The 8,442-nt window shown below is 45.3% G+C and carries 9 protein-coding genes and 2 rRNA genes; 9 read left to right on the top strand and 2 right to left on the bottom strand.

What is annotated here, in order from left to right; all coding sequences use genetic code 11:
* The 5 genes from AK963_RS22215 to AK963_RS22195 all read left to right on the top strand — a co-directional run.
* A 23S ribosomal RNA gene (locus AK963_RS22215) occupies nt 1–108 on the top strand; the annotation flags it as partial.
* A 128-nt stretch (nt 109–236) separates the two neighbouring features.
* Nucleotides 237–352, top strand: a 5S ribosomal RNA gene (rrf, locus tag AK963_RS22210).
* Between the two features lie 272 nt (nt 353–624).
* Nucleotides 625–2,070 carry a TrkH family potassium uptake protein gene (locus tag AK963_RS22205; RefSeq protein WP_066017608.1) on the top strand — a complete coding sequence of 482 codons (1,446 nt, stop codon included), beginning with the start codon at nt 625–627 and terminating at the stop codon, nt 2,068–2,070.
* Nucleotides 2,071–2,223: 153 nt separating this feature from the next.
* Nucleotides 2,224–2,850 (top strand): YjfI family protein, encoded by a 627-nt coding sequence (locus AK963_RS22200; protein WP_066017607.1) that lies wholly within the window; start codon nt 2,224–2,226, stop codon nt 2,848–2,850.
* A gap of 49 nt (nt 2,851–2,899) precedes the next feature.
* Nucleotides 2,900–3,589 (top strand): PspA/IM30 family protein, encoded by a 690-nt coding sequence (locus AK963_RS22195; protein WP_066017606.1) that lies wholly within the window; start codon nt 2,900–2,902, stop codon nt 3,587–3,589.
* A 4-nt stretch (nt 3,590–3,593) separates the two neighbouring features.
* Here AK963_RS22195 and AK963_RS22190 read toward each other — a convergent pair whose 3' ends face one another.
* Nucleotides 3,594–4,226, bottom strand: a complete 633-nt coding sequence (locus AK963_RS22190) for a LysE family translocator (protein ID WP_066017605.1) — start codon at nt 4,224–4,226, stop codon at nt 3,594–3,596.
* Nucleotides 4,227–4,320: 94 nt separating this feature from the next.
* Here AK963_RS22190 and AK963_RS22185 point away from each other — a divergent pair, with 94 nt between their 5' ends.
* The 4 genes from AK963_RS22185 to AK963_RS22170 all read left to right on the top strand — a co-directional run bounded on the left by AK963_RS22185 (nt 4,321) and on the right by AK963_RS22170 (nt 7,323).
* Nucleotides 4,321–4,971, top strand: a complete 651-nt coding sequence (locus AK963_RS22185) for a DUF2491 family protein (RefSeq protein WP_066017604.1) — start codon at nt 4,321–4,323, stop codon at nt 4,969–4,971.
* 228 nt (nt 4,972–5,199) lie between these two features.
* Complete coding sequence (locus AK963_RS22180; protein ID WP_066017603.1) at nt 5,200–5,610, top strand: DUF350 domain-containing protein; 411 nt, start codon at nt 5,200–5,202, stop codon at nt 5,608–5,610.
* 16 nt (nt 5,611–5,626) lie between these two features.
* Nucleotides 5,627–6,151: a DUF1190 domain-containing protein gene (locus AK963_RS22175; RefSeq protein WP_066017602.1), complete on the top strand. Its 525-nt coding sequence runs from the start codon at nt 5,627–5,629 to the stop codon at nt 6,149–6,151.
* Nucleotides 6,151–7,323 (top strand): glutathionylspermidine synthase family protein, encoded by a 1,173-nt coding sequence (locus AK963_RS22170; protein ID WP_066017601.1) that lies wholly within the window; start codon nt 6,151–6,153, stop codon nt 7,321–7,323. Before AK963_RS22175 ends, AK963_RS22170 begins: the two co-directional genes overlap by 1 nt.
* Nucleotides 7,324–7,372: 49 nt before the next feature.
* On the opposite strand, the gene AK963_RS22165 is transcribed toward AK963_RS22170, so the two are convergent.
* A complete protein-coding gene (locus AK963_RS22165) occupies nt 7,373–8,017 on the bottom strand; it encodes an outer membrane beta-barrel protein (protein ID WP_066017600.1) in 645 nt (214 codons plus the stop codon).
* Between the last annotated feature and the right edge of the window lie 425 nt (nt 8,018–8,442).

Below are 8,442 nucleotides of genomic sequence, written 5' to 3'. Positions count from 1 at the left end.
TAGATGCCCCTGAAGAGCCGTTAAAGACTATGACGTTGATAGGTTGGGTGTGTAAGCGCTGTGAGGCGTTGAGCTAACCAATACTAATGACTCGTGCGGCTTGACCATATAACGCCAAAGCGATTTAGCGTGTAGAAATACACAGCCATACGCAAGAGTGTGAAGCAAGAACAAGATTTAGCTTAAATCAGACGGATTCCAGACAAGAGGTATAAAGATCTCTTGTTAAAGTTTCGCCTGGCGACCATAGAAGGTTAGAACCACCTGATCCCATCCCGAACTCAGTAGTGAAATGACCGATCGCCGATGGTAGTGTGGGGCTTCCCCATGTGAGAGTAGGTCATCGCCAGGCACCACTATTTACCTTGAGCTCGCTCAAGGCTGCAAACCCCGATAGAGCAATCTGTCGGGGTTTTTGCTGTGGGCGGTATAAATCTCGTCTCTGAAAAACTACTCTTTTATGTCATGACTTTGCTTAGTGACGGCAGGACTAGGTATAAGTGCCTGCAGACTTGTCTGGTCATACTGACAATAATCTTTTTTCTTCTTTATAACTGAAAAGTACTGGGATACGGCTTGACCATCATGTCGTTGAAAATGGACTGATCAAGCTTCTTTAAGGCCATGCATTATAAACCTGTCTTATACGTCATTGGACTACTGTTGATGACGCTTGCGGCGCTGATGTGTATACCGCTGATTACTAATATCATCTTTAATACTCCGGCTCACCACATGGCATTCACATTGTCGCCATTAATTACTTTTGGCTCTGGTGCATTTTTATGGTGGTCCTGTAAATCAGAGTTTTTTGGATTGAGGTCCAGGGAGATATTTCTTCTTACCAATTTAAGCTGGGTGCTGGTATGTGTATTTGGTGCGCTGCCTTTCATTTTTGAAACAGAAATCAGCTTTACCGATGCATTCTTTGAAACCATGTCCGGAATCACAACGACGGGCTCTACGGTACTTGTCGGCCTGGATAATATGAATCCAGGTATTCTGATGTGGCGCTCTGTTCTCCAATGGCTTGGTGGCATTGGCTTTATCGTAATGGCAGTCGCGGTTCTACCATTTCTAAAGGTGGGTGGTATGCGTCTGTTTCAGAGTGAATCATCAGACTGGTCAGAAAAAGTAATGCCTCGATCTGGTGTGATCGCGAAGCGTATAGTTCAAATATATCTGGGCTTAAGTGCCTTATGTGCTGCGGTCTACTACATGGGGGGCATGACAGCTTTTGAAGCCATCAACCACTCAATGGCAACACTTTCAACCGGGGGGTTCTCCACCTCCGATGCATCAATGGCGCATTTTGAGAACCCCGCCATTCACTGGACTGGAACCATCTTTATGTTGGTGGGCAGTCTTCCCTTTGTTCTATTGGTAAGGTTTTTGTCGGGTAATGCTGAGCCGTTATGGAAAGACTGTCAGGTTCGAGGCTTTCTTAAGCTGATTGGGATTGTCTGGGTCTCTATGACAGTGTGGCTAGTGATGAATTCTGAATATGGTATTTTTGATGCCTTAACTCTGGTTGCCTTTAATACGACATCTGTCATTAGTACGACAGGTTTTGCATTGACGGATTATTCTTTGTGGGGAGGCTTTGCTGGTGCAGCATTTTTCTTCCTGAGTTTTATTGGTGGTTGTTCAGGGTCTACCAGTGGTGGTGTAAAAATCTTTCGCTTCCAGCTGGGTCTTAGGTTATTGAATGTGCAGCTGAAGCTCTTGAGTCATCCCCGAGCCTGTTTCAGCATGCAGTATAATGGCCAGCCAATCACCTCTGATATTATTCGTTCTTTCGTAGGGTTTACATTCTTCTTTCTGATGCTGACCGGCATCATGACACTTCTGCTTAGTTTGATGGGGCTGGACTTTATTACCAGTTTGACCGGTGCGGTTACGGCCATCGCCAATGTTGGGCCTGGGCTTGGAGAAATTATTGGGCCTGCAGGTAACTTTGCGCCACTGCCTGATATGGCCAAATGGGTATTGGCAGCTGGCATGCTGATGGGACGATTGGAGGTTATCACCGTTCTGGTGATGTTTACATCGGCTTATTGGCGGCGCTGATGCCCTTTCTTTTCGTAATAACAATAAAAAGTTTACATAGAAGGCAGTTGAAAAAAATAATACGACCATTATATTACATGTAACAGGCGTTACATGTAATGAGTGCTTTGAAAGTTTTATAGGTCGGCACTCACTGATATAGAGAGTTCATTCATGGCTTTGCGGAAAAACGCTGCACATTATCAGCGACAGTTTCGCTCCAGGATGAGAGAGCAGGGGCTGGTAAAAAAAGAAATCTGGATTTTGCCAGAGAATGCCAGCCAGCTGCGGGACATTGAGCAGCAACTGCGGCAAATCGATTCCTATCAACCATCAGGAAATACCATCATGACACAGTCACACAGTGTTTGGACGATTCAAAGCTTATACGAAGCGTTGACTAATGACGCATTGAGTATCAGTGGTAATGCGGTATTGAATCTCGTGGATGGGACTGAGCCCTGCCTGGAAATCAGTATGGTTGAGTTTGGTGATCTGCCCATCTATCTGACGGTTTCCGGTGAGCAGATTATTGCCGATGCTGTACTCTGGCCTTTATCAATGGTTAAGAACCCGGTGACGTTGAACGATGAGGTGTTGCGTACTCATAAACTATTTCCATTGTCGACTATAAGTCTGGATCGATTCCCTGATGGCAATGAGTACTACACCATTTTTGGAGCACTGAGTTCATCGTCATCACTGCAGAATATCGTGCAGGAAATTGAAACACTGGCAGCCAATGCCATTAAGGCCACAGAAGCCTATGGGAACCACCTGACTTCTGAGTCAGTGGCATAACTAGAAGGCTGATCGGCTGATTATAAAGAATTTGAAAAAGGTAAATACCATGAGCATTTGGAGTAAAGTAATGACTGCCCTGAAAGGGGCTACCAACGAAGTTGGTGAAGCGATTGCAGACAGTAATGCTTTACGTATTCTGGATCAGGAAATTCGTGAGGCGAGTGATCAGCTTCAGCAGTCCAAGACACAGTTGGCTGGCATCATGGCCAAGCAAAAGCTCTCCTCTCAAAAGTGTGGAGAGTTGAAGGAAAAAGTGGCTGAGTATGAAGGCTATGCCATGAAAGCCCTGGATCAAGGAGATGAATCACTGGCAACTGAGGTTGCCAGTAAGATTGCAGATTATGAGGCTCAGCTTAATTCAGAACTGGAAATGGAAAAGAGCTTTGCAGGCAGCATTGTCGGCCTGAAAAAAGCAATCACGGATGCAGAAGCAAATCTTCGTCGTCTCAAGCAGCAGGTTGATACTGTAAAAGCGACGGAGTCAGTGCAAAAAGCACAGGCAGCCTGTGCCGCCAAACATAGTGGTGTCAACTCTAAAATGGCGACTGCCACTGATTCGCTTGAAAGGATCAAACAACGACAGGCAGAGAGAGCTGCCCAGATGGAAGCCGCCAGTGAACTGTCTGGTGATACCGCTGAGAATGACCTTCAGGCCAAGCTCAAAGCTGCTGGTATCACAAAGGGTGACTCTGATGCCTCCAGCGTTTTGGAACGTCTCAAGGCTCGCCAGAATTAGCCGGTCAAGATGGTGGCGAAGTAAAAGCAGTCCCAATTCCAAGGAGAATGAAGGCTGACCCTGCCATCCATTTTCCCCACTGCATGCGCTGCTTGCAGTGGTGTATTTGTTTGCCAACACTGCCCGCAAATAGTCCAACAGCCGCGTCAATTGGAAATGCAACAGCCACAAACATCAGACCAAGCATTAACATATCAATTTGGGCAGAGGGGCTCGATGGGTCAATGAATTGTGGAAAAAACGCCAGAAAAAATAGAATGACTTTTGGATTCAGCACATCCGTAACAACACCTTGATAAAAAATCTTTTTCAGGGCTGCTTTGGAAATGCACTGTTCATTACTGTTCTCTCCTTTTGAAAAAAAGAGCGTCCGGATTCCAAGGTAACAGAGGTAAGCTGCCCCTGCATATTTAATACATGCAAACCCCATTGTCGATGATGCGATCAGGGCAGACAGCCCGAGAGATGCGATGATAGTATGGATGAGCACACCGGTATGAACACCCAGTGCGGAAATTAATCCTGCCATGGCTCCCTGGGAAAGCCCTCGGGTGGTGATATAAAGTAAATCCGGTCCTGGAGCTAAGGCAAGGATCAGGGTCGCTATCAGAAATAACGCCAGTGATGACTCAGACATAACGTGTTCTCTTTTCTATTCGTTGCCATCCGTCAGGGGTTAAAGAGTATAGTCCCGATTTCTCTATCAAGCGTTTTAAATGGTGGTTTGTTTTATGATCTTTGACTGGTTTAAAAGTAAGAAAGAAGACAGTGTTTCTTTACCATCACCGCTTAACTTGCGTTTGGGAAGTGCTGTTGAGTTGGATTTATTACCTCTTCAGATGATGCGCGAACAACTGAGGTTCACCTTGCCAGAAGGGATTCAGACGATTGAGGCAGCTGGCTTTATTGATCTAGGGGCAGGGAATTCACTTTGCCGTTTCTACACATCTGATGATGGGTTCATTCAGATCTCTACAAGTGGTGGTTATGAAACACAGAACATTGATGACATAAAATTCTTTGTTTTTACACAAACTCATAACATTGCCAGTCAAAGTGGTGTGAGTCTCTGGGTCAGTGACTCTGGCCTGATTGGCGATAAGCGTTTTCTGCTGGACGAAACCAGTTACAGCCGGGTCTGGGATGAGGCTGTTCCTGGCCGGATTGAGCCAGTTAATTTTACTGAAACAGTCCACAGTCGTGATGAGTCAGTATCTACTTATGAGGTAGAGCATTTGGCCATGCTCTATCAGCGACAAATCAGTGATAGTGAGCGTTATGAATACCTGCTGGCGTCCCTTGAGTTCAGCGGAGAAGATGAAGCTACAGCTGTCGTGAGTTTGGGGTTTGATCTTGATATTTCATCCATGAATATCACTTAACCAATATTGTATGAATTCACTCCTGCCTTTGCTTGCCCTCTGTTGCTCTCAGGAAGCCTTGTTCAGTTAGCTGAACTCAATGCGGTTCTTCAAAAAACTCTTGAGTATAGGCAAATTTCTACGCAAGCCTTGGGGAGTTCATGCAATATCCGGGTTAAGGCAATGAATTTCCGGCTTGGCAAGGGTATCCTTGTCAGTCAGTTCCGATAATGTTCAGGATGTAACAGTATGATTGCCATTACCGACTATCTGGCCGGAGTTCCTCTTTTCCTTGCCTATTTTGCCGTTGCGCTGGTTTTAACGGGTGTTTATGTACTGGTTTACACCTGGTGTACTCCTCATGAAGAGATGAAGTTGATCAAGGCGAATGTGCCAGCTGCAGCGATTGCGTTTGCTGGCAGTTTAATAGGCTTTGTTCTTCCACTGGCCAGTGTGATTGAAAACTCAATTGACCTGGTGGATATGGCGCTTTGGGGCGGGGTTGCACTGATTGTTCAGCTGGCTACATTTTTTGGGTTAAGGCTGTTTATTCCACAAATCTCAGAGCATATTGCAGACAATGAGCTTGCTTCAGGTATCTGGCTCGGAGGAGTATCCATCGCGGCCGGCTTATTGAACGCTGCCTGTTTGACTTATTAGTGCCGGAGTTCAGGGAATGATGAAGCGTTCAAAGAGGTTACAGCTTGCCATTATGGGAACTGCTCCGTTTGTACTCAGTGGCTGCGGAGACTCATCCAGAGAAGCATTGGTATACAAAGACGTAGCCAGTTGCATCAATGATGGAGTGATTTCAGATTCGGTTTGCCGGTATGAATACAACAAGGCCTGGCAGAACCATTTAATGATGGCTCCCAAATATCAGGTAGCCTCAGACTGCCAGCAGGATTTTGGCACTACATGCCAGCAACTGGCGTCTGGGGAATATATTCCCACCATGGAAGGCTTTATGCTTGCCGCAGAGCCAGGTTCGAACAGAAGTTCTTTTACGGTTATTCCTCTCTATCTTGGCAGTGGTGGTTATTTTCGGACGGGTAACTACGATAAGGTTGGCAGTAGCTATAAACAAGGAAAGGTCATCGTTGATAAAAGAGCAACGGCAAAGCCTTCCTTGAAAAGTACCACCATGAAGCGTGGTGGTTTTGGTAGCCGTTCTGCTGCGAGAGGAAGCTGGGGGGGATAATGCTGCGTATTACCTCTGCTCCGAGAAACGACTGGACAAAACTGGCGGAGTCTCTTGGGTTTAAATTTCACACCATTGGTGGAGAAGCCTATTGGGATGAGACTGCTTATTATCAGTTCACCATGAGGCAGGTTGAGCAGGATATTGAAGATCCCACTGCTGAGATCCACCAGATGTGTCTGTATCTGGTGGATAAGGCCGTAAACTCAGAGCGTATGATGGAGCGTCTGCGAATTCCTGAGCCTTTTTGGGATTATGTTCGTGAGTCCTGGCTGAGAAAAGATTCTCACCTGTATGGACGCATGGACTTTTCCTACGATGGAAAATCCCCTGCCAAGTTTTATGAATATAATGCGGACACACCCACGTCATTATATGAGTCTGCTTTTTTTCAGTGGCTCTGGCTGGAGCAGATGGTTGAAGAAAAGAAGCTTCCTCCAGAGATAGATCAGTTTAATATCATTCAGGAAATGCTGATTGAAGCACTGGTTCTCCTGAAAAAGCAGAAGATGGCCGGTGAGCCACTTTACTTCTCTTGCAGTCAAGATTCTGAAGAAGACTATGGAACAGTTGAATACTTCCGTGACTGTGCTGTTCAGGCTGGGCTTAGTACCAAGTTTATTTATACTGAGGACATCGGCATCAGTCCGGTGGGGCAGTTTACGGATCTGGAAGACAGTACCATTCCTGGGATATTTAAACTTTACCCATGGGAGTTCATGTTTGAAGAAGAGTTCGGCACGTACCTTCCAGGAAGCGATACATTATTTTTTGAGCCACCATGGAAGGCTATTCTTTCTAATAAAGCTATCCTTCCTTTACTCTGGCAGGAGTTTAAGGGACATCCGAACCTTCTCCCCAGCTACTTTGAAGGTGATAAGCTGGGGGATGACCTAGGAAGTCACTACGTCAAGAAGCCTGTTTTTTCCAGAGAAGGTGCAAATATTTCTGTTATGCAAAATGGAAAGGCGATGGTGACTATTGATGGGCCCTATGTAGATAGTGGCTATATTTTACAGAAATATGACCCTCTGCCTGTATTTGCGGGAAACCACACGCTGATTGGTAGTTGGGTTATTGCTGATCGACCAGCAGGAATCGGAATAAGGGAAGATTACTCGGTGATAACCAAGGACAGCTCACGATTTGTGCCGCATGTGATCAGAGAGTGAAGAATAAAGGCCCTAGACTTTTGCAAGAACAGGGCCTTTGAGAGGTTCCTTAGAAGTGGATGGATGCTGCTACATAAACCTGGCGAGAGTCGTTCACTTTCAGTTTGACATCATGCTTATGTTCATAGTGATGTGAAGTACTGTTAGTAAGGTACTTTAAGCCTGCTTCAAGATCGATATTATCAATCTGGTAAATCACACCAGCTTGAGCGCCGTAGGCAAATGCCCATTTCTTTTTAAAGCTTCCCTCAGTTGTTGAGGCATCAGAAACAAACCCTTTAGCTTTAGTTTCTGCAGCACCGATGGTTAAGCCAACAAAGGGCTGAACTTCCCATTCTGGCATAAATAGATAGTCTGCAGACACGAGAAGATTGAGCTGCTTGATATCTTTAACGTGCACCTCGTTTCCATTGGAGCTCCAGTTAGCATCCTTTGGCTTGAGGTAGCCCACAGTAAAGTAAGCTCGGGCTTCATCTTCCCAGTAACTGCCAAGGCGAAGGCCAAAGAAACCAGTATTGTCACTTTTATCTGCACCGGAAACGCCGTCGACTTTTACTTTGGTTTTGGAATAGCCACCTTCCAAACCTACAAAAATATCACTGGTCGACCAGTCATCCTCCCACCCGGTGGCCATGGCTACTGAAGAAACTGCAGAGACAGTAAGAGCGGTTAAGAGTGAAGTTATCTTTTTCATGGGGATTCCCAACGTATTCCATATCCAATGTGTGTACAAAAAACAACTGGCTGCTTTTTCTATGCTTTATAGATCAAGCTCAAAATAAGGAAACATTGCTAAAAATAGACCAGTTTCTGAGAACATGAGATAGAAAACCTTGTTGGCTAGAGCTCAGAAAGCTATTGAGAACAGCGTTTCATTATCAATCAGTGGTTTTTATATAGAACACATATGCGCTTTCTGCCATTTTCATTAAGCGTACCAAGGTGCAATATTTAGTAATGGCGGCTGATTTTTAAGTGTAAATATGATGGGTCAATACTCCGGACACTATTATGCAGCGATAGCACCATAGCTACTTAGCTCCTCATAAGTATTCATGACTTTTTCGTCATTCATTGCCAAGCCTAACTTCTCAAAAACTCTGTGCATCAGGTTCTGAT

This window comes from Endozoicomonas atrinae, assembly GCF_001647025.1.
In the GTDB taxonomy this organism is placed as follows: Bacteria; Pseudomonadota; Gammaproteobacteria; order Pseudomonadales; family Endozoicomonadaceae; genus Endozoicomonas; species Endozoicomonas atrinae.
This window is presented reverse-complemented; position numbering and strand designations above follow the sequence as displayed.

What these genes read in the sequence shown, in the direction of transcription:
- AK963_RS22170 (WP_066017601.1), top strand. Translation starts at nt 6,151, where the DNA reads ATGCTGCGTATTACCTCTGCTCCGAGAAACGACTGGACAAAACTGGCG.
- AK963_RS22205 (WP_066017608.1), top strand. Translation starts at nt 625, where the DNA reads ATGCATTATAAACCTGTCTTATACGTCATTGGACTACTGTTGATGACG.
- AK963_RS22180 (WP_066017603.1), top strand. Translation starts at nt 5,200, where the DNA reads ATGATTGCCATTACCGACTATCTGGCCGGAGTTCCTCTTTTCCTTGCC.
- AK963_RS22195 (WP_066017606.1), top strand. Translation starts at nt 2,900, where the DNA reads ATGAGCATTTGGAGTAAAGTAATGACTGCCCTGAAAGGGGCTACCAAC.
- AK963_RS22190 (WP_066017605.1), bottom strand. Translation starts at nt 4,226, where the DNA reads ATGTCTGAGTCATCACTGGCGTTATTTCTGATAGCGACCCTGATCCTT.
- AK963_RS22165 (WP_066017600.1), bottom strand. Translation starts at nt 8,017, where the DNA reads ATGAAAAAGATAACTTCACTCTTAACCGCTCTTACTGTCTCTGCAGTT.
- AK963_RS22175 (WP_066017602.1), top strand. Translation starts at nt 5,627, where the DNA reads ATGATGAAGCGTTCAAAGAGGTTACAGCTTGCCATTATGGGAACTGCT.
- AK963_RS22185 (WP_066017604.1), top strand. Translation starts at nt 4,321, where the DNA reads ATGATCTTTGACTGGTTTAAAAGTAAGAAAGAAGACAGTGTTTCTTTA.
- AK963_RS22200 (WP_066017607.1), top strand. Translation starts at nt 2,224, where the DNA reads ATGGCTTTGCGGAAAAACGCTGCACATTATCAGCGACAGTTTCGCTCC.